At 61.7% G+C, this 23,958-nt stretch carries 21 protein-coding genes, 1 pseudogene and 1 riboswitch; of the genes and pseudogenes, 11 read left to right on the top strand and 11 right to left on the bottom strand.

All coding sequences use genetic code 11. The features are described from left to right. Window positions 1–66: 66 nt before the first annotated feature. Complete coding sequence (pgsA, locus tag VGD45_RS19955; RefSeq protein ID WP_349263313.1) at window positions 67–711, bottom strand: CDP-diacylglycerol--glycerol-3-phosphate 3-phosphatidyltransferase; 645 nt, start codon at window positions 709–711, stop codon at window positions 67–69. Beyond that, window positions 686–2,518 (bottom strand): excinuclease ABC subunit UvrC, encoded by a 1,833-nt coding sequence (gene uvrC, locus VGD45_RS19950; protein ID WP_331157104.1) that lies wholly within the window; start codon window positions 2,516–2,518, stop codon window positions 686–688. The genes pgsA and uvrC overlap by 26 nt, the downstream gene beginning before the upstream one ends. A gap of 201 nt (window positions 2,519–2,719) precedes the next feature. On the opposite strand from uvrC, the gene VGD45_RS19945 reads away from it, so the two are divergent. From VGD45_RS19945 to yecR, 4 genes are all read left to right on the top strand, one after another. Next, window positions 2,720–4,453, top strand: coding sequence for an NACHT domain-containing protein (locus VGD45_RS19945; RefSeq protein WP_331157103.1), 1,734 nt, complete (start codon window positions 2,720–2,722; stop codon window positions 4,451–4,453). Between the two features lie 173 nt (window positions 4,454–4,626). Continuing rightward, window positions 4,627–4,881 (top strand): type II toxin-antitoxin system Phd/YefM family antitoxin, encoded by a 255-nt coding sequence (locus VGD45_RS34160; RefSeq protein ID WP_349263312.1) that lies wholly within the window; start codon window positions 4,627–4,629, stop codon window positions 4,879–4,881. Next, the gene (locus VGD45_RS34155) at window positions 4,878–5,297 is read left to right on the top strand and encodes a type II toxin-antitoxin system VapC family toxin (protein ID WP_349263311.1); all 420 of its coding nucleotides are present in this window, start codon (window positions 4,878–4,880) and stop codon (window positions 5,295–5,297) included. Before VGD45_RS34160 ends, VGD45_RS34155 begins: the two co-directional genes overlap by 4 nt. Before the next feature lie 358 nt (window positions 5,298–5,655). After that, on the top strand, window positions 5,656–5,979 hold the full coding sequence (yecR, locus tag VGD45_RS19940; RefSeq protein WP_331157102.1) for a YecR family lipoprotein: 324 nt from the start codon (window positions 5,656–5,658) through the stop codon (window positions 5,977–5,979). A 14-nt stretch (window positions 5,980–5,993) separates the two neighbouring features. Here yecR and VGD45_RS19935 read toward each other — a convergent pair whose 3' ends face one another. The 3 genes from VGD45_RS19935 to aceB all read right to left on the bottom strand — a co-directional run bounded on the left by VGD45_RS19935 (window position 5,994) and on the right by aceB (window position 9,852). Continuing rightward, on the bottom strand, window positions 5,994–6,623 hold the full coding sequence (locus VGD45_RS19935) for a uracil-DNA glycosylase (protein ID WP_414717594.1): 630 nt from the start codon (window positions 6,621–6,623) through the stop codon (window positions 5,994–5,996). Between the two features lie 308 nt (window positions 6,624–6,931). Further along, window positions 6,932–8,218 (bottom strand): isocitrate lyase, encoded by a 1,287-nt coding sequence (gene aceA, locus VGD45_RS19930; protein WP_331157100.1) that lies wholly within the window; start codon window positions 8,216–8,218, stop codon window positions 6,932–6,934. A 29-nt stretch (window positions 8,219–8,247) separates the two neighbouring features. Continuing rightward, the gene (gene aceB / locus VGD45_RS19925) at window positions 8,248–9,852 is read right to left on the bottom strand and encodes a malate synthase A (protein ID WP_331157099.1); all 1,605 of its coding nucleotides are present in this window, start codon (window positions 9,850–9,852) and stop codon (window positions 8,248–8,250) included. A 112-nt stretch (window positions 9,853–9,964) separates the two neighbouring features. Between aceB and VGD45_RS19920 the strand changes: the two genes are divergently transcribed. Next, window positions 9,965–10,879 carry a LysR family transcriptional regulator gene (locus VGD45_RS19920; RefSeq protein ID WP_331157098.1) on the top strand — a complete coding sequence of 305 codons (915 nt, stop codon included), beginning with the start codon at window positions 9,965–9,967 and terminating at the stop codon, window positions 10,877–10,879. Further along, entirely contained in the window at window positions 10,812–11,504 is a 693-nt protein-coding gene (locus VGD45_RS19915; protein ID WP_414717589.1) for a pseudouridine synthase, read from the top strand. The genes VGD45_RS19920 and VGD45_RS19915 overlap by 68 nt, the downstream gene beginning before the upstream one ends. On the opposite strand, the gene VGD45_RS19910 is transcribed toward VGD45_RS19915, so the two are convergent. Together VGD45_RS19910 and VGD45_RS19905 are read right to left on the bottom strand one after the other, a co-directional pair. Continuing rightward, entirely contained in the window at window positions 11,458–12,366 is a 909-nt protein-coding gene (locus tag VGD45_RS19910; protein ID WP_331157096.1) for a DMT family transporter, read from the bottom strand. The two genes, VGD45_RS19915 and VGD45_RS19910, sit on opposite strands and share 47 nt — an antisense overlap. Before the next feature lie 3 nt (window positions 12,367–12,369). Further along, window positions 12,370–13,758, bottom strand: coding sequence for a leucyl aminopeptidase family protein (locus VGD45_RS19905; protein WP_331157095.1), 1,389 nt, complete (start codon window positions 13,756–13,758; stop codon window positions 12,370–12,372). Between the two features lie 436 nt (window positions 13,759–14,194). Here VGD45_RS19905 and ilvC point away from each other — a divergent pair, with 436 nt between their 5' ends. From ilvC to leuB, 5 genes are all read left to right on the top strand, one after another. Then, the gene (gene ilvC / locus VGD45_RS19900) at window positions 14,195–15,190 is read left to right on the top strand and encodes a ketol-acid reductoisomerase (protein ID WP_331157094.1); all 996 of its coding nucleotides are present in this window, start codon (window positions 14,195–14,197) and stop codon (window positions 15,188–15,190) included. A gap of 89 nt (window positions 15,191–15,279) precedes the next feature. Beyond that, on the top strand, window positions 15,280–16,242 hold the full coding sequence (locus VGD45_RS19895) for a branched-chain amino acid transaminase (protein WP_331157093.1): 963 nt from the start codon (window positions 15,280–15,282) through the stop codon (window positions 16,240–16,242). Window positions 16,243–16,387: 145 nt separating this feature from the next. Continuing rightward, complete coding sequence (leuC, locus tag VGD45_RS19890) at window positions 16,388–17,794, top strand: 3-isopropylmalate dehydratase large subunit (RefSeq protein ID WP_331157092.1); 1,407 nt, start codon at window positions 16,388–16,390, stop codon at window positions 17,792–17,794. An 11-nt stretch (window positions 17,795–17,805) separates the two neighbouring features. Next, on the top strand, window positions 17,806–18,384 hold the full coding sequence (gene leuD / locus VGD45_RS19885; RefSeq protein WP_331157091.1) for a 3-isopropylmalate dehydratase small subunit: 579 nt from the start codon (window positions 17,806–17,808) through the stop codon (window positions 18,382–18,384). Window positions 18,385–18,409: 25 nt separating this feature from the next. Continuing rightward, window positions 18,410–19,474, top strand: a complete 1,065-nt coding sequence (leuB, locus tag VGD45_RS19880; RefSeq protein ID WP_331157090.1) for a 3-isopropylmalate dehydrogenase — start codon at window positions 18,410–18,412, stop codon at window positions 19,472–19,474. Between the two features lie 342 nt (window positions 19,475–19,816). Here the strand turns inward: leuB and VGD45_RS19875 are convergent. The 4 genes and pseudogenes from VGD45_RS19875 to metX all read right to left on the bottom strand — a co-directional run. Then, a pseudogene (locus tag VGD45_RS19875) lies at window positions 19,817–20,294 on the bottom strand (enoyl-CoA hydratase-related protein); the annotation flags it as partial. Beyond that, window positions 20,278–21,261: a nitronate monooxygenase family protein gene (locus tag VGD45_RS19870; RefSeq protein ID WP_331157088.1), complete on the bottom strand. Its 984-nt coding sequence runs from the start codon at window positions 21,259–21,261 to the stop codon at window positions 20,278–20,280. The pseudogene VGD45_RS19875 and the gene VGD45_RS19870, both read right to left, overlap by 17 nt. Before the next feature lie 53 nt (window positions 21,262–21,314). Next, a complete protein-coding gene (metB, locus tag VGD45_RS19865) occupies window positions 21,315–22,481 on the bottom strand; it encodes a cystathionine gamma-synthase (RefSeq protein WP_331157087.1) in 1,167 nt (388 codons plus the stop codon). Continuing rightward, window positions 22,478–23,494, bottom strand: coding sequence for a homoserine O-succinyltransferase MetX (gene metX / locus VGD45_RS19860; RefSeq protein ID WP_331157086.1), 1,017 nt, complete (start codon window positions 23,492–23,494; stop codon window positions 22,478–22,480). Before metX ends, metB begins: the two co-directional genes overlap by 4 nt. Window positions 23,495–23,639: 145 nt before the next feature. Further along, a riboswitch (SAM riboswitch) is annotated at window positions 23,640–23,779 on the bottom strand. Window positions 23,780–23,958 lie beyond the last annotated feature (179 nt).

Genomic DNA, 23,958 nt, shown 5'->3' with positions numbered 1-23,958 from the left:
GAGGCCGCTATTCTAGAGTTGGCTTCGCGGCTGTCAAGGCAAGCTGTGCATTTCGCACAACATTTTTTACTTGGAACTCGACCTCATCAGGTCCGGCCAGGCCGCCCGTAGGTAAACGACCATCGACCACAACGTCAGGGCCGCGGCTGCAACCAGGCAATAAAACCCGAGCTCGAACGCGGGGATGAACCACACGTCGTCGCGAAACAGCATCATCGACAGGCCGGTCATCTGGAAGATGGTCTTGAGCTTGCCGATGTTGGACACGGCCACTTTGGCGCGCGCGCCCACTTCGGCCATCCATTCACGGAGCGCGGAAATCGTGATTTCGCGGCCGACGATGACGCAGGCGGTCAACGCGATCACGGTGTGCGGATCGAACTTGATGAACTCGAGCATCGGCGGGTCGTAGCTGACCAGCAGGATCAGCGCGACCGCGACCATCAACTTGTCCGCCACCGGATCGAGGAACGCGCCCAGCGCCGAGGTCTGCCCGAGCTTGCGCGCGAGATAGCCATCGAGCGAGTCGGTCACGGCGGCAAGGATGAACAACCAGCCCGTGGCCGCCATGGCCCAGGCTTGAGGCATGTAGAAGAGGATGACCACGAGCGGGATCATGATGATCCGGGCCACGGTCAGGATGTTCGCGATGGGAAAAGTCACTGGGACGAATTGTAAGGACTTTTCAGCCGTTCGCGTGGAGAGTGTCATAAATCGATTGCGCCAGTTTGCGACTGATGCCGTGCACTTTGGCTAGATCGTCGATGCCCGCACGGCTGACCCCTTGCAGACCCCCGAACTGGCGCAGCAGTTCCCTCCGCTTGCGCGGACCGAGGCCGGGCACGGTTTCGAGGATGGATTCGGTGCGCGCCTTGGCCCGCCGCGCCCGATGGCCGGTGATGGCGAATCGATGCGCTTCATCGCGCACCCGCTGAATCAGATGCAGCGCTGGCGAGTCCGGCGGCAGCAATGTCGGCAGCTCGTGACCGGGGAGGAACAGGCGCTCCTGGCCCGGCCGGCGGTCGGCGCCCTTGGCGACGCCTGCGATCAACACATTATTAATGTCCAATTCCTTCAACACTTCGGTGGCTTGCGCCAGCTGTCCCGGTCCACCGTCGATCAATAGCACATCCGGCGTCGGCGCTTCACCTTTCTTGATCCTGGCGTAACGACGCGACAGCGCCTGGCGCATGGCGCCGTAGTCGTCGCCAGGCGCGATGCCGTCGATGTTGAAGCGCCGATAGTCGCTCTTCAGCGGACCTTCGGGACCGAACACCACGCAGGAGGCGACGGTGCGCTCACCCATCGTGTGGCTGATATCGAAGCATTCTATACGCGCCGGCGGGTTGGGCAGATTGAACACTTCCTGCATCGCTTGGAGCTGTTCGACGCTTGTCGCCTCGGTCGCGCGACGCATCTTCACGCCGAGCTCGGCGTTGGTGCGGGCCATCTCCAGCCAGCGAGCGCGCACTCCTCGCACGTTGGTGCGAATCTTGACTGAGCGCTCCATGCGCTCGCTCAAAGCCTGCTCGAGTGTATCCGCGTCCTCGATCTGCTCGGTGATCAGGATCTCGCCCGGCGCTTCGCGGCCGAGGTAGTACTGCGCGAGGAAACCGGAGAGCAACTCCCCTGCTTCGGCGATGCCCGGCTTCGGGAAGAAGTTGCTGCTGCCGAGATTTCGACCGCCGCGCACGAACACGATGGACACGCAGTGATCGCTGCCATGGGAGACGAGCGCGACGGCGTCGATGTCCTCGGTGGCGTTGCGCGTGACGGACTGCGTCGAATGGATCGCTTTGATGCCGTTGATCTGATCGCGCAAGCGCGCGGCTCGCTCGAACTCCAGCTCCTGCGACGCCTGCTCCATGCGCTGAGCGAGATCGTCGATCAGCTCGGCGCCCTTGCCTTCCAGCACTTTGATCGCGTCGTTCACATCCTGCCGATACTCCTCCGGCGAGATCAGACGCACGCACGGGCCGGAGCAGCGTTTGATCTGGTGCTGCAGGCAGGGCCGCGAGCGATTGACGAAGAACGTGTCGCTGCATGGACGAAGCAGGAACAACTTCTGCAGCAGCAGGATGGTCTCACGCGTGGCCCGCGCATTCGGGTACGGCCCGAAGAAGCGCCCAGGCAGCTTGCGGCTGCCCCGATAGAAGCTGATGCGCGGATACTCGTCTTCGGTGGTGACGTAGAGGTAGGGAAAGCTCTTATCGTCGCGAAGCGTGACGTTGAACCGCGGCCGATGCCGCTTGATGAGGTTGTACTCGAGCAGCAGCGCCTCGGTCTCCGAGGCGGTGACCGTCACTTCCACATTCGCCACTTGCGAGACCATCGCCATGGTCTTGGCGGCCTGCGCCTTGCCCACGAAGTACGTGGTCAGGCGATTCTTCAAATTGCGCGCCTTGCCGACGTACAGCACCTCGCCGTCCGCGCCTATCATGCGATAGACACCGGGGCGCTGGCTGACATTGGCCAGGAACAGCTTGGAATCGAAGGCGGCGGTGGGTGACCCGGTCATGTCGCCATTTTAGTGGATGTGACTGGTCAGCGCTGGTCAGGCATCTCCCGCGCGCCATGGGGTGACCGGATCATTATTCGTGAGCCGAGAATCCTCCACGGTTGTATGGGGACGTGACCCATACCGTTCGATCGGAGGACATACCCCGCCCTTTGCCGGTCTCTGCCTCTTAGCAGTCACCATACAGGAAGGAAGAAAACCATGGCCGGCACCCTGCTCGCGGCTGTCGCCGCCAATGCCCTTAAGAAGCCTATCGAGGACCTATACAACGGATCGAAGGACACTATTCGACGCAGGCTTCGCTCCCTGATCGCTTCTGGCAAGCTCAAGGACATCCAGAAGTCAATAAAGTCAGTGCAAAAAGTGAAAACGATGTGGCGTATCGACAAGGAGGTGCCGCTCACGAGCTTCTACTATCCATCCCGCCTCATCATTGACAAGACACCGCGCCCGATTACGTCGTTGGCGGCAGTTTCGACCAAGGAGAACTTCGTCATCCAGGGCACCGTAGGCCAGGGCAAATCCATTTTTCTCCGTTACCTATGCATTAAGGAGCTAGTCGCCTCCCATCGGATCCCCATTTTCGTCGAGCTGCGCCGTTATAACCCCAGCCTGTCCTTCCGAGCCTTTCTCATCAGTGCCGTTTCGCTTTACCGGATTCCATGCGATGACTCCATGTTCGATTACCTGGCGGAGTCAGGAAAGCTCGTTCTACTACTGGATGCGTTCGACGAAGTCGAGCAGGGAGCGGTAACCGATGTCCTTGCTGAAATTGAGGCGCTGGCACAGCAGTATCCCTCGCTTCAAATCGTTGTCACCTCGCGCCCCGATAGCGGCATCGAACGCTCACCCCATTTCCGGGTCTATCAGCTCGCCGCGCTGACCTCGCATGACCACCGGTCATTTCTCGCGAAAATTGTCTCCGAACGGCCTCGCGTCGATGAAATTGCGGCCGCGATCGCTAAAAGCGGCACTGAGATCAGGTTACTGTTGCGGACTCCGCTGCTGCTGACCTTGCTGGTCATGGTCTACAACTCGCGGCAAGAGATCCCCTCGTCGCTGTCTGAGTTCTACGACGCGATATTCTTCACTCTTCTTACCCGGCACGACAAGAACAAGCCCGGATTTCGCCGCAAGCGGGAAACTGGCCTGGCAGACTCTGAGCTTCGCAAACTGTTCGAAGCTTTTTGTTACGCCGCGCGGCAGCAGGATCAGCTGGTACTCAAGGAGACCACTATCGGAGCGCTCTTGGAGCGAGCATCGGGGGCGACCGGCATCTCGTGCATCACTGAAGCATTTATCCACGACATGACGAAAGTGGCGTGCTTGATGCTACAGGAAGGATTCGAGTGCCATTTCATACATAAGAGCGTCGTAGAGTTCCATGCAGCTTCGTTCGTCAGCAGAACATCCGAAGATAATGCGCGGAAGTTCTATTCAGGCATGACTCCTGGCAAGTGGCCGAAATGGCGACAAGAGCTGGAGTTCCTGTCTCAGATCGATCGGCCCAGATATCTACGATATTTCTACGTTCCCTCCGCGCTGGCGGCGTTGCAGTTTTTCGGCATTGATACAGCACAAACTCGAATAACTGCAGAGAGCGCCACGAACATACTGAATTCCGTCACCCTCGCGCTAAGGTCAACAGGGATCCCGTGGCGCTTCGACCTCGCGCCAGAATTAGGATTTGTTGCCGAAGTGATCGCCATGAAATCGTTCGACCGGACTTTTCATTACGAATTGCGATTGCAACTGGCCACTCCCAATGCAATCGATGAGCGCATAAGGGTGGGAGACTTGGCGGCTAAACTAGGAGCGCTTAGCGCCTGTACTGCCCATGTGCAGGAAGTCATTAATGAAATTCGGACGTCTTTGAGTAAAGCGGAGGCAGAGCTGGCGATAGAATCGCGCGTTGCCGACTTTGTCTCCCCCTAGACGAAGCACGTCCAGTCGCTCTACCGGATCGAGCCGAGCTTGCCGGTTCGACCTCCGCAATTGGCAGTAAAATCAACCGCTTATCGGCAAGCGCCGTACCTTGTTCAGCCCTGTTGTAGCAGGGCCCCGCGTGACTATAATGACCATCCTAGTCATTCCAGAGTAACTCAATCATGGAAGCCGATCATTGGACTGTCGCAGAAGCCAAGGCGAAGCTGAGTGAGGTCATTGATCACGCCCAGAGTGATGGCCCACAAACCATAACCAGAAATGGCCGACGAGCAGTTGTGGTCGTTGACATCGAAGAGTGGGAACGCAGAACCAAACGTAGCGGGAATCTGGCGGAGTTTTTCGCGGCGTCTCCGCTGCGTGGTTCCGGATTGAAGATCCGTCGGTCCAAGGACCGCCTGCGACCGACGGGATTGTGAGCTTCCTTCTCGACACAAATGTCGTCTCGGAGTGGACCAAGCCTCGGCCCAATCCTGGTGTCGTCGATTGGCTCGCGAATGTTGACGAGGACTCGGTGTATCTGAGCGTTGTCACACTGGCTGAGCTGCGTCACGGAATTGAGCGATTGTCGCCTGGCAAACGGCGGACACAGCTCGACGACTGGCTGCGCGCCGATCTGCCGTTGCGGTTCGAGCAACGCATTTTGCCAGTTGATGCAGCTGTAGCAGATAGATGGGGCCACTTAGTCGCGCGTCGCGAGTCGAAGGGTCGACCCATACATGCCATGGATGCTCTGATCGCGGCTACAGCCGAAGTGCATTCCTTGACGCTCGTTACAAGAAATTCTGCGGACTTCGCGGAAGCCGCCAACCCCATCGTAAATCCCTGGAAATAGCGCGGAGCTTCGCCCGTCCCAACAGGTCATCGAGCTTAAACAATGGCTGCGCAAGTACGCTCAGCGAGAGCAGCTCGAATACGTTGTCTACCATTCGATGCTCGCGACGAGCGATGGCGCGATGAAACCCGACTTCAGCATCGACGGCGTTCACCCAAACCGGCACGGCTACGCCGCCATGCGCTTCCTCGCCGCAACGCAGATATCGGTCGAGAAATAGCGCACGCCTTCACACTTTTCGCATCGAACACAAGATCGTGCTATCGGGTCGCAAGTTACTCCTAACGGCGTGCACTGCGTGCCTGATGTGATCCTGGGGACTAAGCGGTCCCCAACGGATGTCCTTCGAGGAAGCACGATGAAACAATCCCTTCTGGCCCTGGCATTTATCGCGATGCTCCCTGCGTGCGCTGTACAGAAAACGTTAGTACCAACGGGCGGCAGCCGCTCTGACGGCACCGTCGAGCTGTCATATGACGTCAGAATGTTCGAGACCGCGAAGGTCGATTTTCAACAAGGCGCCACTGTCGCTGCGCAACGCTGTCAAGCATGGGGCTATTCTGATGCCCAGGCCTTCGGCGGCCAGAAGACCCACTGTCACCAGTACAACGGGTATGGCAGCTGTCTGAACGCCACAGTGAGTGTGCAGTATCAGTGCATTGGTGCGAACAAGCCCCAGTGATGGTCGGGCGTGGTTCAGCCCTCGATCAATTCCTTGGCCCGCTTGAACACTGCTTCGAACATCTCTTCGGTCAAGCGTCGCGTATTCGTGTTGTATCGGCTGCAGTGGTACGAGTCGATGAGCCATTGCCCGCCGGGCAGCTTGAACTCGGCGCCATGACCGAATTTGTAGTCACTGATTTTCAAGCCCAGCGTGCGCAAGCACGCGTTGTGTCCTATCGAGCCTAACGCCAGCAGTACGACGTTTTTGGGCGCGGCGGCGAGTTCGGCTTGCAGGTAGTGGTTGCAGGTGGTGATCTCGACGGGCAACGGCTTGTTCTCCGGCGGTACGCATTTCACTGCGTTGGTGATGCGCGCGCCGGTGAGTTTCAGGCCGTCGTTGCGATGGACGGAGTCCGGCTTGTTCGCGAAACCAAATTTATGGAGAGTCTGGTACAGCAGCACGCCAGCGTAGTCGCCGGTAAACGGCCGCCCCGTGGCGTTCGCACCATGAAAACCCGGTGCGAGACCGACAATGATGAGTTTAGCCTTGCGATCGCCGAACGGGGCCACTGGCGCGCAGTAGTAGTCCGGATATTGCTTGCGCCCCGCCTCGAGAAATGCGGCCAGGCGCGGACAATCAGTGCAGGTTCGATCGAAGACCACGCCGTCCGAAGGCCACAAACCGTTGGTGGCCTTATCGTCGCCAAGGGCGACTTGCTCCACGGAGCTGCGTTTGGTGGAGCGAGGAATCGAAATGGGCTCGGCGCTTTTAGCCGCGGCCTTGGTGGGCTGGACGGAGGATTTGCGGGCGGATGGCTTGCTCATCCGCCCATTGTACTTGGCCCGCTGCGCGAGCGACGGCCGGCGTTACTGCCGCTTGCGGCAGCTGATTGTCGCCATGGGTCTGCAGGCTTCCCGCCACTTCCTGCTCTCACTGTGGCACGAGAGCGGACGGGAAGCCTGCATATCGATCACGATGCTTTGTGGAACTGCTCTTCTTCCGTCGAGCCTTTCATCGCCGTCACCGACGACTGACCGGCGGTGACGGTCTGAGTCACATCATCGAAGTAACCCGCGCCAACCTCGCGCTGGTGCTTCGTGGCGGTGTAGCCGTCCTTCTCCGAAGCAAACTCCTGCTCCTGCAGCTGGACGTATGCAGCCATCTGCGTCGCCTTGTAGCCCTTGGCGAGCTGGAACATCGAATAGTTCAGCGCATGGAAACCCGCCAGCGTGATGAACTGGAACTTGTAACCCATCGCGCCCAGCTCGCGCTGGAATTTGGCGATGGTGGCGTCGTCGAGCTTCTTCTTCCAGTTGAACGACGGCGAGCAGTTGTACGCCAGCAGCTTGCCCGGAAACTTCTTGTGGATGGCCTCGGCGAACAGCTTCGCTTCGTGCAGATCGGGCTTGCCGGTCTCGCACCAGATCAAGTCGGAATAAGGCGCGTAAGCCAGGCCACGCGCGATCGCCTGATCGAGACCCGCGTTCACATAGAAGAAACCTTCGCTGGTGCGATCCTTGGACTTGATGAACGGACGATCGCGCTCATCCACATCCGCCGTCAGCAGGTTCGCCGACTCGGCATCGGTGCGGGCGACGAGCACGGTTGGCACACCGGCGGTATCCGCAGCCAGACGCGCCGCCACCAATTTGCTGATCGCCTCTGACGTCGGCACGAGCACCTTGCCGCCCATGTGGCCGCACTTCTTGGCGGAGGACAGCTGATCTTCGAAGTGCACGCCGGCGGCGCCCGCCTCGATCATGCTCTTCATCAGCTCGAACGCATTCAGCACGCCGCCGAAACCTGCCTCCGCGTCGGCGACGATGGGCTTCAACCAATCCACCGACGTATCGCCTTCGGAGGTCGTGATCTGATCGGCGCGCAACAGCGTGTTGTTGATGCGACGGACCACCGCCGGCACCGAGTTCGCCGGATACAGCGATTGATCGGGATACATCTCGCCCGCGAGGTTGGCGTCACCCGCCACCTGCCAGCCCGAGAGATAAATCGCATCCAGGCCCGCTTTCACCTGCTGCATGGCCTGATTGCCGGTCAACGCGCCGAGCGCATTGACGAACGGCTTTTCGTTCACGTACTTCCACAGCTTCTCCGCACCCAGCCGTGCGAGCGAATGCTCGACATGCACGGAACCACGCAGGCGCACGACGTCCTCGGCCTTGTAGGGGCGCTCGACACCATTCCAGCGCGGGTTGGTTTGCCAGTCCTTGCGGAGTTGTTCGGCGGAAGGGAGTGTCATAGGAACCTCGATGTGACTCTGAGTAAGAGTTAGTGGATGACCCGGTAGGCCGGCAAAGTGATAAACGTCTCGAAGTCGGGCGCGGTGGTGATCTCATCGATCAACGCAGCGGCGCGCTCGAAGTTGCCGCTGACGAAGGCTTTTTCACCCACTGCAGCGCGCAACTTGCCCAGCTCCTCGCGCATGACGGCTCGGAACAGCTCGGCCGTCACTTTGCGACTATCCTCAAGCACGCCAGCGGGATGTTTGATCCACTGCCAGATCTGCGCTCGTGAGATTTCCGCGGTGGCGGCGTCCTCCATCAGATTATTGATCGGCACACAACCCAGGCCGCCGAGCCACGCCGCGAGATATTGAATCGACACGCTGACGTTGCTTCGCAGCCCCGCTTCCGTGATCGTGCCCTGCGGGATCTGCAGTAGATCCCGCGCCGTGACTTCCACGTCCGGCAGCTTGTTCAACTGATTCGGCCCAGGCATCAGCCGATCGAACACTTCCATCGCCACGGGCACGAGACCGGGATGCGCGACCCACGTTCCATCGTGACCATCGCCCGCCTCGCGCTCCTTGTCGGCGCGCACCTTGGCCAGCGCTTCTTCATTGGCCTTCGCGTCGTTCTTGATCGGGATCTGCGGCGCCATGCCGCCCATCGCGAACGCGCCGCGACGATGGCAGGTGCGGATCAGCAGCTTCGAATACGAGCGCAGGAAGTGCGTGGTCATGGTCACCTGCTGACGATCCGGCAGCACGAAGTCCGGCCGGCGGCTGAACTTCTTGATGAAGCTGAAGATGTAATCCCAGCGGCCGCAATTGAGCCCGACGATGTAGTCCTTGAGCTCGAACAGGATTTCATCCATTTCGAAGGCGGCGAGGATGGTCTCGATCAGCACCGTGACCTTGAGGGTCTGCGCCGGCAAGCGCAGCGCCTCCTCCGCATGTCGCAACACTTCCGCCCACAGCCGCGCTTCGTGACGGCTTTCGAGCTTGGGCAAATAGAAATAGGGCCCTGTGCCATGCGCCTTCAGCGCCGCGTGGTTGTGAAACAGATAAAGACCGAAATCGACGAACGCGCCCGGCGCGGGGCGGCCGTCCACATAGATATGTTTCTCGTACAGATGCCAGCCGCGTGGCCGCACGATCAACGTCGCGATCTGCGGATGGAGGCGATACTGTTTGCCATCCGGATTACTGAAAGAGATGCTGCGATCGACGGCATCGCGCAGGTTGATCTGACCTTGCACGACGTTGTCCCAGGTCGGCGTCAGCGAGTCTTCGCAGTCCGCCATGAACACCTTCGCGCCCGAGTTCAGCGCGTTGATGATCATCTTGCGATCGGTGGGACCGGTGATCTCGACGCGACGGTCCTGCAGATCGGCAGGAATGGTCGTCACACGCCACTGCCCTTCACGAATGTGACGAGTCTCGGCCAGGAAGTCAGGCAACACGCCCGCATCCAACTGCCTCTGGCGAGCGGCCCGTGCATCGAGCAACGCGGGCACGCGATCTCCGAAGCGACGGGTCAGATCGGCGACGAATTCGAGCGCGGCCGGGGTCAAAACGGTCTCGTAACCGGGCTGCATCGCGCCCCGAATCTCGACTCCGCCGGTCGAAGTCACCGCAGGATTGGTCGCCACTCACTCGTCTCCCCATCGGCCGAGTTGGCCGTCAGGGCAAACCTTAATGATTTCCTGCCTGCGGGTAAAATATATGGTGAGTTAGAAACCGATATCTGATACATATCTCAGCATGGAACTGAGACATTTGCGCTACTTCATTGCTGTTGCTGAAGAAAAGCACATGACCCGAGCCGCCGAACGGCTCGGGATTCAGCAGCCCCCGCTCAGCATGCAGATCCGAGCCCTGGAACAGGAGCTCGACGCCCAACTTTTCCGCCGCCAGCCGCGCGGGGTCGAGCTGACCGAGGCGGGCCTGGCCTTCCTGGATCGGGCCCGGATCATCCTCGATCAGGTGGATCGGGCGGTGGCGACGACCCGCAGAACGGCACGCGGTGAAGAGGGTCGCGTGGTCGTGGGTTTCACCAGCTCTGCTCCCTTTCACCCGTTCGTGCCTCGCGTCTTGCGTGCGTTTCGCGAAGCTGCGCCCCTGGTCTCACTCGTATTGGAAGAAAGCGGCAGCAGCGAGTTGGTGCAGGGACTTCATAACGAAGAGATCGACGCGGCCTTCATCCGCTCGCCCGTGGCCGACGTCGTGGGCCTCACCGTGCGCCCGCTGCTGGAAGAGAAGATGCTGGTGGCCTTACCCACCGGCCACATCTTCGCCCGGCGCAGCAGCTTCAGTCGAAGCGTGTTGCTGCCGCTCTCTGAGCTCGCGAAAGAAACCTTCGTGCTCTACAAGCGTCCCGGCGGCCCGGGCCTCTACGACACCATCATTGCCGCTTGCAGGAGCGCCGGATTCAGCCCACGCGTGGGCCAGGAAGCGCCACGTATCATCTCGACGTTGAACCTGGTTGCCGCCGGCATTGGCGTCTCGATCGTTCCGGCATCGCTGCAGCGACTACAGATGGACGGCATCGTGTATCGCAAGCTCGAGGATATGCCGCAACTCACCGCGCCCTTGATTCTAGCGTGCCGCCATGGCGAAAACTCTGCGGCCGTGCAACGCTTCCTCGATCTCGTGCGCAGCGCCGCCGACAATATTTGATTCGATGGACGCTCCTGCCCTCCTGTTGCTCAACAAGCCCTATCGCGTCCTCACTCAGTTCACGAGCGAGGATGGCAAGGCGACGCTGCGCGATTACGTGCACGCCCCCGGCATGCGGCCAGCGGGACGACTCGACTACGACAGCGAGGGCCTCGTGCTGCTGACCAACTCGGGCCAGCTACAAACCAAGCTCGCCGATCCGCGCTGGAAGCAGGAAAAGACCTATCTGGTGCAGGTTGAAGGTGAAATCGGCGAGGACGCACTCTCGCAACTACGTCGCGGCGTGAAGTTGAACGATGGCATGACGCTGCCGGCCGAGGCCGAGCGCATGGACGAGCCTGAGTGGCTCTGGCCGCGCGATCCGCCGATTCGTTTCCGCAAAGCCATTCCGACGAACTGGCTCAAGCTCACGATACGCGAAGGTCGCAATCGTCAGGTCCGGCGCATGACCGCGGCCGTGAACTTGCCGACGTTGAGATTGATTCGCTGGTCCGTCGGCCCCTGGACGGTGGAAGGACTCGCGCCGGGAGAATCGCGGAGCGTGGATGCCCGCGAGGTTCAGGCCTTCATGAAGGCGATCACGTCCCGGTATCGACCAGCTTCTTCTCGCGGATCACGACGATGAACACGCCGATCAGGGTCACGGCGCCCCCGAGCAGCATCCGCGTCGTGAGCTGATCGTTCAGCAACGTCACGCCGAAGAAAATACCGAACAGCGGCGACAAGAGCGTAATGGGCGACAGGCTCGTCACCGGATATTTGCTGATCAGGTAATACCAGGCCGTGTGCGCGAGCAGGCTCGACATCAGGGTCGTGAACGCGAGCGCCGTCCACGCCTTCCAGTCCGCCGCCTGGATCGCCTCCCATTGACCCGACTCGAACATCAGGCTCAGCAGCATCAGCACCGACCCGCCCGCCATGGCGATCCACGCCTGCAGTTCGAGCGCCCGAATGTTGTGCAGGCGTTTGACGAAGATCGTGCCGAGCGACGCAAAGAACGTCGATGCGACGACCAACGCCATACCTTCCCAGTATGCAAACACGCGCGGATCGAAGCTGATGATCACCATGCCGCCGAACGCGAGCGTGATGCCGAGCGTACGGCGCCAGCGGATGGTCTCGCCCAGCAGCCAGATCGAGAGCAGCGTCGACATCGGCACGCCCATCTGGCTCGCGATGGCGACCGTCGCCGCGTCTTCCGCGTGATACACCCCCAGGAACAGCAACGAGAACGCGGCCGGCCCGGTCAGCAGCGCGGCCAGGAACAAATTACCCATCTGGCCGCGATGTATTTTCAGCAGCGGCAGCAGGAACAGCGCCAGAGAGCCGAAGCGTAATGCCGTGAACAGAATGGGCGGGAGCTGAGCGACGCCGATCTTGGAGGCGATCAGGTTCGCTCCCCACACCAGATTCATCAGCACCAGCAGGACCAGATGCTTGGGGGCGATCGAAGTGGCGTCCGCGACGCTGGTAGAGCTTGCAACCATCAATCAACGCGCATATCGCTGCTTGAGGAATGCATATAACGCACGAACCGTCTGCGGTTCCGCACCCACCGGTCGGCCCGGCCGCTCCTTGCCGTTCCAGGAGTACAGATCGAGGTGCAGCCACGTGCGGGCGTTGCTGACGAAGCGACGCAGGAACAAGGCGGCGATGATGGAGCCGGAGAAGCCCGACGTGGATACGTTGTTCACGTCGGCGATTTTGCTCGACAACTCGTCGTCATAACCCGACCACAAGGGCATGCGCCACAGCGGATCGGCTTCGGCCGCGCCTGCGCGCAGCACTTCTTCCGCCGCGGCGTCGTCATCACTGAAGAGCGCCGGCAATTCCGGGCCCAACGCAACGCGCGCCGCGCCGGTCAACGTAGCCGTGTCGATGAGCAGGTCCGGCTGCTCTTCGTCGGCAAGCGCCAACGCGTCACAGAGAATGAGTCGTCCTTCGGCGTCGGTATTGCCCACCTCGACCGTAAGTCCCTTGCGTGTGCCGAGCACGTCGCCCGGACGAAACGCATTGCCCGCGATCGAGTTTTCAACCATGGGCAGCAACACACGCAGGCGCACCGGCAACTTCGCATCCATGATGATTTGCGCGAGCGCGAGCGCAACGGCTGCGCCACCCATGTCCTTCTTCATGAGCAGCATGGAGGCGCCGGGCTTGATGTCGAGACCGCCGGTGTCGAAGCACACCCCCTTGCCCACCAATGTCACTTTTGGATTCGACGCGTCGCCCCATTCGATATCGACGAGTCTCGGCGCCACGGCGGCCGCGCGACCCACAGCATGGACGGCAGGCAGGCGCTCCTTCAACAGGTCATCACCGATGATGACCCGATGTCTCGCGCCATAACGACGCGCGACTTCGACCGCCGCGTTCGCGAGCGCCTCGGGCGACATGTCGTTCGCCGGCGTGTTCACCAGATCGCGCGCAAGCGTCGTGGCCGAACGCAATCTTTCCACCTCGGACGCATTCGCCCCTTCAGGCAACTGCAGCTGAACCGAGCGCTGCGGACCGCCGCGCTTGTAGCGCTCGAAGCGATATTGTCCGTAGGCCCAGCCCGCGGCGAATTGAGTCGCGGCGTTCGCGGGCAAGCCATGAGCGAGATGGTAGTGACCATCCGGCAGTCGATCCGCGACCGCCGCGCCCAGCCAAAAGCTCATTTCTTCGCGCGGATTGTTCTTGCCGAGACCGACGATCGCCGCGACCGGCCGGCCTTGCGGTCCAGGCACCAGCAGCAGTTTGTTTCGTTCGGCCTTGAAGCCGTGAGTCGCGGCCCAGTTGCGTACCGGCTCTTCTTGAGCCGCGCGCCACTGCTCGAAATCCTCTTCGTGCAGCAGCTTCAACGGGATCGAGGGGTGGTTGGAGTTGGAGGCAGTCATGGCCGCATCAGCCCCTTTGCAACGTGAGGGCTTGGTTGTTCACGCGCCGCGCACGATCGTGACGCAGCGCTCACAAGAGTATCGCAGCTTGACAAGCAACGCAGCCCTATGGTGCCATTCGCGGGCTTTATTGCACACAATCTGACGCGCGCACCCTTTTTTAAACCGCTCATTTGTCGTTAGGCCATGTCCGCAGCCACGCACGCTTCCGCCGATCTGTTCGGCCTCGCAATGATCGACGCGATCATTGTAGTAGAGCGTGTAGTCGTCTCCGGCCTGCTGCGGCGGGCTGGGTGCGGGACCGGCGTCTGATCACCACAGGATAGAGATTCGCCACACGAACCCCGCACCGGCCAGCCCGAGGCGGGGTTCGTTCGTTTTTGACACACACGTTTTGTACACAAGCTCGCAAAGCTTTTAATTCGGAGAGAGCGAAATGCCGCAGATCTACTCGCAGAAGGACGTCAACAAGAAGGCGCTGGCCAACGCCCGCATCGCCATCCTCGGCTATGGCAGCCAGGGCCGGGCTCATGCGCTGAACCTGAAGGACAGCGGCTATGACGTCGTGGTCGGCGTGCGCAAGTCCGGCGCCAGCTTCGCCAAGGCGAAGAAGGACGGCCTGGAAGTCGCCGAGCCCGCCGAGGCCGTGAAGAACGCCGATCTGATCGCGTTCCTCACCCCCGACCTCACGCAGAAAGATCTCTACGCCGAAGTCATCGGCAACATCAAGCAGGGCGCGACCATCCTGTTCGCGCACGGCTTCAACATCCACTTCAAACAGATCAAGCCTCGCAAGGATCTGGAAGTGGTGCTGATCGCGCCGAAGGGCCCCGGCGACCTGGTGCGTCGTCAGTATCAGCAGGGTCGCGGCGTGCCGTCCCTGTTGGCCGTGTTCCAGGGCGGCAAGAAGGCGAAAGACGTCGCCCTCGCCTACGCCGACGGCATCGGCGGCACCCGCGGCGGCGTGCTGACCACGACCTTCGCCGAAGAGACCGAGACCGATCTGTTCGGCGAGCAGGCCGTGCTGTGCGGTGGCGCGACCGAGCTGGTGGTGAAGGGCTTCGAGACGCTGGTGGAAGCCGGGTATCAGCCTGAAGTCGCCTACTACGAGTGCTTGCACGAGCTGAAGCTGATCGTCGATCTGCTGCACGAAGGCGGCATGACCAAGATGCACCAGTTCATCAGCGAGACCGCCAAGTACGGCGATCTCACCCGCGGCCCGCGCATCGTGAACAAGAACACCAAGAAGGAAATGAAGAAGGTGCTCAAGGAAATCCAGGACGGCAAGTTCGCCCGTCAGTGGATCGCCGAGACCAAGAGCGGCCGCAAGAAGTACAACAAGCTCATGAACGCGGACCTGAAGCACAAGATCGAAAAGGTCGGCGCGAAGCTGCGTGAGCGCATGCCCTGGTTGCAGGAAGAGCGCGCGTAACCTGCCTTAGTCAACGCGAGATCGGCGTCGGCTCCGAAGTTTTTCGGAGCCGGCGTCGGGCTGCGAAAGTCTCGAAACAGGAGCCTCAGATGCCCATCAATGCCGCGAAACACATCTGGTACAACGGCAAGCTCGTGCCCTGGGACAAAGCCCAAGTGCACGTACTGGCCCACGCGCTGCACTATGGCTCGACTGTATTCGAAGGCGAACGCGCCTATCCGACGCCGAACGGCCCGGTGATTTTCCGTCTGAAGGATCACACCCGCCGCCTGTTCGACTCGGCCAAGATTTATCACATGGAAATTCCTTACACGCAGGAACAGATCAGCGCCGCGTGCAAGGAGATCATCAACGTCAACGGCCTCACCAAGGGTGCATACCTGCGGCCGTTCGCGTTTCGCGGCTATGGCGAAATTGGCGTCGCGCCGAAGGTTTCTCCGCCCATCGACACCGTGATCGCGGCGTTCGAATGGGGTGCGTATCTGGGCGCCGAGGGCCTCGAGAACGGCATCGACGTGATGGTGTCCTCGTGGCAGCGCCTCGCGCCGAACACCATTCCGGCCCTGGGCAAGGCGGCGGGCAACTACCTTTCGAGCCAGCTCATCAGCATGGAAGCCAAACGGCTTGGTTTTGCTGAAGGCATCGGCCTGGGCGTGGACGGCTCGGTCAGCGAAGGCGCCGGTGAGAACCTGTTCGTCATTCGCGATGGCGTGATCTATACGCCGGGCCTTGCGAACTCGATTCTCCAGGGCATCACTCGCGACACCGTCATCACGCTCGCGCGTGCTCACGGCTTCGAAGTGCGTGAACAGGCGATTCCGCGTGAGTTCCTGTATCTGGCCGATGAGATGTTCATGACGGGCACGGCGGCGGAAGTCACGCCGGTGCGCTCGGTGGACAAGGTCACCATCGGCGCCGGCAAGCGCGGGCCCATCACCGAGGCCATTCAGACGGCGTTCTTCGGCTTGTTCACGGGCAAGACCCAGGACAAGTGGGGCTGGCTGGAGCTTTGCGAGGACGGCTCGGCCAGGAAGGCTGCCGCCGCCGGCTGATCCCCACCTTGATCTGACCCAGGGAGCGCCGCCGCAAGGGCGGCGCTCCATCGCTTCCGACGATGCCCCCTTCAGGAATCGTCATCCCTCGGCTCCGCCTCCCCTGGCATCCTTGACGCTCCACCATTTCAAATGGTCCAGCCTCATGACTGCCAAGACCCTGTTCGAAAAAGTCTGGGAACAGCACCAGGTCGTACCGGAAAGCGCCGACACGCCGGCCGTGCTGTACATCGATCTGCACCTCGTACACGAGGTCACCTCGCCCCAGGCCTTCTCCGTCCTGCGCTCGCAGAACCTGAAAGTGCGGCGGCCCGAGCGGGTGCTGGCGACGATGGATCACTCCACCCCGACGGATCCCGACGAGGTGTTCGGTCGGGTGCCGATCAAGGTGGAATCCGCCGCGAAGCAGGTGAAGGAGTTCGAGAAGAACTGTCGTGAGTTCGGCATCGAGCTCTTGGGGTTGGGCAGCGAATATCGCGGCATCGTGCACGTCATCGGCCCCGAGCTCGGCGCGACGCAGCCCGGCAAGACCATCGTCTGCGGTGACAGCCATACCGCGACGCATGGCGCGTTCGGCGCCCTCGCCTTCGGCATCGGCACGACTGAAGTCGGTCACGTGCTCGCGACCCAATGTTTGCTACAGCGTCGCCCAAAGACGCTCGCCATCGAAGTCACTGGCAAGCTGCGCCCCGGCGTCACCGCGAAAGATCTGATCCTCGCCATCATCGGTGAGATCGGCGTGTCCGGCGGCACTGGCCACGTCATCGAATATCGCGGCTCCGCCATCGAAGCCCTGTCGATGGAAGAGCGCATGACCGTGTGCAACATGTCCATCGAAGCGGGCGCGCGCGCCGGCATGGTCGCGCCGGACGAAACCACGTTCGCGTATCTGAAGGGCCGTCGCTTCGCGCCTCAAGGCGCTGAGTGGGACAAGGCCGTCGCACGCTGGCGTGAGCTGAAAACCGATCCGGGCGCGAAGTTCGATCGCGTAGTCACCATCGATGCCAACAAGCTCGAGCCCATGATCAGCTACGGCACGCATCCCGGCATGGTCGTTCCGATCACCGGCAAAGTGCCCGAGGTCGCCAACGATCCGGTGCACGCGAAGGCGCTCAACTACATGGGCCTGCACGGCGGCGAACCGATGGTGGGCAAGCCCATCCAGGTGGTCTTCATCGGCAGCTGCACCAACGGCCGTCTGTCGGATCTCGAGCTCGCCGCTGGCGTGCTCAAGGGACACAAGGTCGCAGGCGGCGTGCGCATGCTCGTGGTGCCAGGCTCGCAACAGGTGAAGCGTGAAGCCGAGCGCCTCGGCCTCGACAAGATCTTCACCGAAGCGGGCGCCGAGTGGCGCGAGTCCGGATGTTCCATGTGCATCGGCATGAACGGCGACACCGCAGGCCGCGGCCAATATGCCGTGAGCACCAGCAATCGAAATTTCGAAGGCCGACAGGGCGCAGGCGCACGCACGCTGCTGGCGAGCCCTGCAACCGCTGCCGCTGCCGCGATCGCGGGCAAGATCGCCGATCCCCGCGCCTTCCTTCCTCACTGAAGAGCCCGACCATGCAACCCATCCGCACGATCGAGTCTCGCACCGTCGTCATTCCGGTGACGAACATCGACACCGACCAGATCATCCCCGCCCGCTTCCTCACGACGACGACGCGCGAGGGGCTTGGCAAACAGGCTTTTGCCGATTGGCGCTATGACGCGAACGGTGCGGTCAAAAGCGACTTCATCTTGAACAAGCCTGAAATTGCCGGCGCCACGATCCTGGTGGCCGGTCGCAACTTCGGCTGTGGCTCCTCTCGCGAGCACGCGCCGTGGGCCCTGCTCGACTTCGGCTTTCGCGCCGTCATCAGCACCGAGATCGCGGACATCTTCCGCAACAACTCGCTGAAGAACGGCCTGCTGCCCATCGTCGTGGATGAAAAAACGCACGAGTGGCTGATGAACAATCCGGGCGCGAATGTGAAGATCGATCTTGAAACCACGACGCTCACGCTACCTACGGGCGCGACCGCGAAGTTTCCGATCGAAGGCTTCGCTCGCGTGTGTCTCATGAACGGCGTCGATGAGCTCGGCTTCCTGCTGCAACAAGCACCGGCCATCGAGCGTTACGAGTCCGCCCGCCCCTTCTGATCTCTCACTGAAGAATCTCACTGCTATGACCACGGCAAGCATCGTTGTACTCGGCGGCGACGGCATCGGCCCCGAAGTCACTCAACAGGGTGTGCGCGTGCTGGAAGCGATCGCCAGCCGTTACGGACACGATTTCAAGTTCGCGCATCACCTGATCGGTGGCGCTGCGATCGACGCGACGCAAAGCGCTCTGCCGGCGCAGACGACCTCCGCGTGCGGCACGGCTGACGCGGTGTTGCTCGGCGCGGTCGGCGGTCCGAAGTGGTCCGATCCCAGCGCCAAGGTGCGCCCCGAACAAGGGTTGCTCGCGATCCGCAAGGCGCTCGGTTTGTTCGCGAACCTGCGTCCGGTCTCGCTGCACACTGAACTGCTCGACGCCTCGCCCTTGAAGCCCGAGGTGCTCAAAGGCACCGACATCATGGTGGTGCGCGAGCTGACCGGCGGCATCTACTTCGGCGAGAAGAAGCGCACCGCAGACTCGGCGAGCGATCTGTGCACTTATACGGTCGAAGAGATCACTCGCGTGACGCGCGCTGCCGGCAATCTCGCGCGGGGCCGACGCAAATTCATCACCTCGGTCGATAAAGCCAACGTGCTGGAAACATCCCGCCTGTGGCGCAGCACCGTCGAGAAAGTGCTGACCGAAGAGTTCCCGGACGTGAAGTACGAGCATCAGCTGGTGGACTCGGCGGCGATGCTGCTGATCCGCAAGCCCGCTCACTTCGACGTGATCCTCACCGAAAACATGTTTGGTGACATTCTCACCGATGAAGCCTCGATGCTCGCAGGCTCGCTCGGGTTGTTGCCTTCTGCTTCACTCGGCGCGGGCAAACTGGGTTTGTATGAACCGATTCATGGGTCGGCGCCCGACATCGCCGGCAAAGGCATCGCCAATCCGTTCGGCACCATCCTCAGCGTCGCCATGCTGCTGCGGCATTCGCTGGACCTGCCGAAGGAGGCTCAGGCGGTCGAAAAGGCGGTTCAGCAGGTCATCGCCGAGGGGGTTCGGACGGCCGATATCGCCGCAGGCTTGCCGGCCGCGACCACCGCCCAGGCGGGCGACGCGGTCCTGGCAAAAATCCTGGGCTGATTTTGTAAGTCTTTGATTTTTCTGGAGCGATAAGAAATTTATCCGACCGCAGAATAATCTTGACCACAATCCGGCCGAACCGGTTATGATCTGTCCCAAGCGACGGATTCGATCTCTTCCGGCGCTTCCGCCTTCGGGCAAATCTCCATGTCTCGACCACCACGGTCGAGGTGTCTTTGGTGGAAACGGGACTCGTGTCGGGTTAGTCCCCAAGGTCGGCGTCGGCTCAAACCGGTGCCGCCACGACAGCAAGTCTTAAGTTGCCACATCCCAGGCCGGCCTAGCGCCGGCCTGTTTTTATCTACAGATTTTACGCTCCCCAGCCGCCCCTCCGCGCTCGGCTCATTCGGGCGAACGCGCCCATTCGGCATAGAACGGCGGCAAATTCCGGCCAACTGCACTCTGGAAGGCGGGATCGCGCTTCTCCAGGAAGGATCGAACTCCCTCCTTCCCGTCGCCAATGCTCGTGTAGAACATGGCCAGCCAGTCGATTCGATGCGCCGCGACTGGCTGCGATTGAGCGAAATTTCGGTACATCATCTGCCTCGCCAAGGCGATGGCCACGGGCGAGCGGTTATCCACGATCCGGCGCGCCAGCCGGCGGGCCTCCGCCAGGAGCTGCTCGGGCGGATAAACCGCCTTGACCAGACGGGCCTTGCAGCGCCGCCTGCGCATCGAAAATGTCCGCCGTGTAGACCCATTCCAGCGCCTGCTGCATCCCGACGATGCGCGGCAAGAACCAGCTCGAGCAGGCCTCGGGCACGATGCCGATTTTTCCGAATACGAAGCCGATCCGGGCTTTCTCAGAGGCGAGCCGGATAGGCGGCGACCAATTCCGACGCGGCACGCAGATGCGCGCGGCACTCGGCGACGATGCGCTCGATGAGCTCCGCGCAGCTCGGCACATCGTCGATCAAGCCGATGACCATGCCGGCGCTCACGACGCCGCCATCGATGTTTCCTTCCTTGAGCGCCTGTTTGCCGCGCACGCCGGCGACCAGCGGGCGCACTTCTTCGAACTTCGCGCCCTTGCGTTCCATCGCCACCACTTCATTGGAAATGGCGTTCTTGAACACCCGCGCGGTGTTGTGCATGGTCCGGAAGATCAGGTTGGTGTCCCGCTCGCTGCCCTTGATGAGCGCTTGTTTGATGTTGTCGTGGATCGGCGCTTCCTTCGTCGTCATGAAACGCGTGCCCATGTTGATGCCATGAGCGCCGAGCGCGAAGGCGGCGGCCATGCCGCGGCCATCGCCGATTCCGCCAGACGCAATCACGGGGATCTTCAGCGCACGCACCGCTGCGGGAATCAGGATCAGATTTGGAATGTCATCTTCGCCGGGGTGACCCGCGCATTCGAAGCCATCGATGCTCACGGCGTCCACGCCGGCGCGCTCTGCAGAAAGCGCATGTCGCACCGACGTGCACTTGTGCACGACCTTGATGCCGCGCTCCTTGACCTTGCCGATGAAGTCCTTGGGGTTGTTGCCGGCCGTCTCGAGAATCTTCACGCCGCTTTCCATGATCACCTGCAGATACTCGGCGTACGGCGGCGGCGTGATCGCTGGGAGAATCGTGAGATTCACGCCGAACGGCTGATCGGTCATGGTCCGGCAGCGCTCGATTTCCTTGCGAAGGTCCTCGGGCGTGGGCTGCGTGAGCGCGGTGAGAATGCCGAGTGCGCCAGCGTTGGACACGGCGGAGGCCAGCTCGGCCGTGCCGACCCACTGCATGCCGCCTTGAATGATGGGATAGCGCGTGCCGAGCAGCTCAGTGACTCTGGTTCTCATGCGGTACTGGGTCCCTTCCGAAGGAAAGGACCAAGAGTACCGAGGTCGCCTGTTTATTTCACTGCGACCGCGCGATCCAGTCCGGCACGCAGATCTTGCAGCAGGTCCTCGACCGCTTCGATGCCGATCGACAATCGCAGCAGCGTCTCACCGATGCCCGCTGCGCGCTGGGCTTCAGCATCCATCGCGGCGTGCGTCATCGATGCGGGATGAGCAACGAGACTCTCGACGCCGCCCAACGATTCCGCCAGTGAGAATGTTTGCAGCCCTTCCAGGAAGGCGCACACGTTCGGAATCCCGCCACGCAGTTCGAAGCTGACCATCGCGCCGAAACCCGACTGCTGGCGCTTGGCCAGCTCGTGCTGAGGATGGGATGGCAAGCCCGGGTAATACACCTTCTTCACTGCAGGATGATCGTTCAGCGCGTTCGCGATCTTCAGTGCGTTCTCACCATGCACTTTCAGGCGTGCATGCAGCGTGCGGATGCCTCGCAGCGTCATGAAGCTGTCGAACGGCGCGCCCGTGACGCCGATGCAGTTCGCCCACCACACCATGCGCTCGTGCAGCTCGGACGTGGCGGAGACGATGGCGCCGCCCACGACATCGCTGTGGCCGTTCAGATATTTCGTGGTCGAATGCAGAACGAAATCCGCGCCGAGCGACAGTGGCTGCTGCCACACCGGCGACAGGAAAGTGTTGTCCGCGAGGAGCAGCGCGCCGACGGCGTGGGCCTGATCGGCGAGCTTGCGAATGTCGACCACGCGCAGCAGCGGGTTGCTCGGCGTTTCGACCCACACGAGCTTGGGCTTGCGAGCGATCGCCGCCGAGACGGCGGCTTCATCGGTCTGATCGACGAATTCGACCCGAAACAAACCACGACGCGCGAGGTTGCTGAATAAGCGATAGCTGCCGCCGTAACAGTCGTGCGGAGCGACCAAGAGATCATCGGGTGACAGCAACTGGCACGCGAGGTGAACCGCCGCCATGCCGGACGCCGTGACCACCGCGCCTGCCCCGCCCTCCAGCGACGCGATCGCCTCGGCCAGAGCATCGCGCGTCGGATTGCCGGAGCGCGTGTAATCGTAGGTGCGCTTCTCGCCAAAGCACTTGAACGAGAATGTCGATGTGAGATGCAGCGGCGGCACCACTGCGCCGTGGTGAGGATCCGAATCGAGAGCGGCACGGACTGCGCGAGTCGCGGCCGAGGGGCGCCAGGTCATTTCACATCTCCAGCAGGCGATAGTGCGCGCGTGAACACATCACGCAGCGCCTGCGTCTCTTTCAGGAAGGCATCGTGGCCATACAAGGATGAAAGCTCGGCCAGATGCGCCGGGCCGCCCAGTGAGTGCATGAGCGCACGCATGTCTGAGAGCGGCACGAGCTGATCCTCGACGACTGCGACCAGCCACGTCGGCACACGCACCTTGGCCGGATCGACCTGATGCAGATCGATGGACTCCGACAGGCACACGAAAGCTTCGGGAATGTAGGCCGCGGCGTAGGCATCGCCACGCGACAGCAAATAAGACTCGACGGGGAATTGAAAGCGTCCGTCGACATGTGTCGCCGGGCCGGCGAAACGCTGTTCGAATTCAGCGGGGCTGCGATACGTCGCCATGGCGAGCGCACGGGCGAGCCGCAAGCCTTCAGAGCCCTGCCCGCTTTGAGCGGCGAAACGCACGACCGCGCGTTGCACGCTGCGCCAGGCAGTCGCCATCGGGTGCGGCCGATGCGCGGCGCTGATCACGATGATGCGCTTGACGAGTTCCGGCCATCGCTCCGCGAAGGCCAGTGCGACCATGCCGCCATAAGAGGCGCCGACGATTGCCTCCAGCGGCGGCAGCCTCAAGTGCGCCACGACCTGCCGGAGAATTTCAGCCTGGTCCTGCGAGGCGATGGAAGGGAAATCGTTCTGGCCGGCCTTCGGGCCCGTCGTGCCGCCGCTGCCCCCTAAGAAGTCGATCCCCAAGATGCGGTAGCGGCTGCTGTCGAGCGCCTTGCCGGGGCCGACGATGTCACTCCACCAGCCTTTCTCACCGCCCGCTTCGATGACGCTTCGACCAGCGGAGATGCCGCCGAGCGCGGCGATGACGGGCGCGTCTGGATCTCCGACCAGTCGCCACGCGACGCGGACAGACGCGAGCCGGCCGCCAAAGTGCAGCGACAAGCCTCGTTCAAGCTCCAGCACGCCCTCGTGGACGGCCACGGGGGTGCGCTCGGGCACAGCATTCATGAATCGAACACTCCGTATCGACTCCAGCACCGCGGCGGAAGGCCGGGGCCGGACAGGTTTCGCACATCGCAGAAACCCCACGGAGGTCCGTAGAGGCGGGTCGCCGTGACCGACCGCCGAGCCAGAGCCTCAGCAGCTTCACAGCAACTCATCTGTCGGGTGTGTCTGCCACCATGTTCATGACATGGGGCGACACCCGCAGGAGTTGGCACCTTTTCGAGATGGTTAGTCTCGACGGTTGCCCCGGCTTCAAAGGGCCTGACCCTCAGCCGGTCTCGATGAGCACCGGCGAGTCTAAGGGTCACGGCCGGATTCGGTCAAGAAACTCCTCGTGGGTTGCCGACCGGGTCACGAAAAAACCGCCGGCATTTCTTCGTCTTAGCGCGCCCTGGCCGAAGGTCGGGTTGCCCTGAGCCGCACTAATGTATTAACGTACTAATACACTGGTACAGACCACAGACCCT

Origin of the sequence: Steroidobacter sp., from assembly GCF_036402275.1 — a bacterium.
Classification (GTDB): Bacteria; Pseudomonadota; Gammaproteobacteria; order Steroidobacterales; family Steroidobacteraceae; genus Steroidobacter.
This window is presented reverse-complemented; position numbering and strand designations above follow the sequence as displayed.

What these genes read in the sequence shown, in the direction of transcription:
- pgsA (WP_349263313.1), bottom strand. Translation starts at nt 711, where the DNA reads ATGACACTCTCCACGCGAACGGCTGAAAAGTCCTTACAATTCGTCCCA.
- uvrC (WP_331157104.1), bottom strand. Translation starts at nt 2,518, where the DNA reads ATGACCGGGTCACCCACCGCCGCCTTCGATTCCAAGCTGTTCCTGGCC.
- VGD45_RS19945 (WP_331157103.1), top strand. Translation starts at nt 2,720, where the DNA reads ATGGCCGGCACCCTGCTCGCGGCTGTCGCCGCCAATGCCCTTAAGAAG.
- VGD45_RS34160 (WP_349263312.1), top strand. Translation starts at nt 4,627, where the DNA reads ATGGAAGCCGATCATTGGACTGTCGCAGAAGCCAAGGCGAAGCTGAGT.
- yecR (WP_331157102.1), top strand. Translation starts at nt 5,656, where the DNA reads ATGAAACAATCCCTTCTGGCCCTGGCATTTATCGCGATGCTCCCTGCG.
- aceA (WP_331157100.1), bottom strand. Translation starts at nt 8,218, where the DNA reads ATGACACTCCCTTCCGCCGAACAACTCCGCAAGGACTGGCAAACCAAC.
- VGD45_RS19920 (WP_331157098.1), top strand. Translation starts at nt 9,965, where the DNA reads ATGGAACTGAGACATTTGCGCTACTTCATTGCTGTTGCTGAAGAAAAG.
- VGD45_RS19915 (WP_414717589.1), top strand. Translation starts at nt 10,812, where the DNA reads ATGGCGAAAACTCTGCGGCCGTGCAACGCTTCCTCGATCTCGTGCGCA.
- VGD45_RS19910 (WP_331157096.1), bottom strand. Translation starts at nt 12,366, where the DNA reads ATGGTTGCAAGCTCTACCAGCGTCGCGGACGCCACTTCGATCGCCCCC.
- VGD45_RS19905 (WP_331157095.1), bottom strand. Translation starts at nt 13,758, where the DNA reads ATGACTGCCTCCAACTCCAACCACCCCTCGATCCCGTTGAAGCTGCTG.
- ilvC (WP_331157094.1), top strand. Translation starts at nt 14,195, where the DNA reads ATGCCGCAGATCTACTCGCAGAAGGACGTCAACAAGAAGGCGCTGGCC.
- VGD45_RS19895 (WP_331157093.1), top strand. Translation starts at nt 15,280, where the DNA reads ATGCCCATCAATGCCGCGAAACACATCTGGTACAACGGCAAGCTCGTG.
- leuC (WP_331157092.1), top strand. Translation starts at nt 16,388, where the DNA reads ATGACTGCCAAGACCCTGTTCGAAAAAGTCTGGGAACAGCACCAGGTC.
- leuD (WP_331157091.1), top strand. Translation starts at nt 17,806, where the DNA reads ATGCAACCCATCCGCACGATCGAGTCTCGCACCGTCGTCATTCCGGTG.
- leuB (WP_331157090.1), top strand. Translation starts at nt 18,410, where the DNA reads ATGACCACGGCAAGCATCGTTGTACTCGGCGGCGACGGCATCGGCCCC.
- VGD45_RS19870 (WP_331157088.1), bottom strand. Translation starts at nt 21,261, where the DNA reads ATGAGAACCAGAGTCACTGAGCTGCTCGGCACGCGCTATCCCATCATT.
- metB (WP_331157087.1), bottom strand. Translation starts at nt 22,481, where the DNA reads ATGACCTGGCGCCCCTCGGCCGCGACTCGCGCAGTCCGTGCCGCTCTC.
- metX (WP_331157086.1), bottom strand. Translation starts at nt 23,494, where the DNA reads ATGAATGCTGTGCCCGAGCGCACCCCCGTGGCCGTCCACGAGGGCGTG.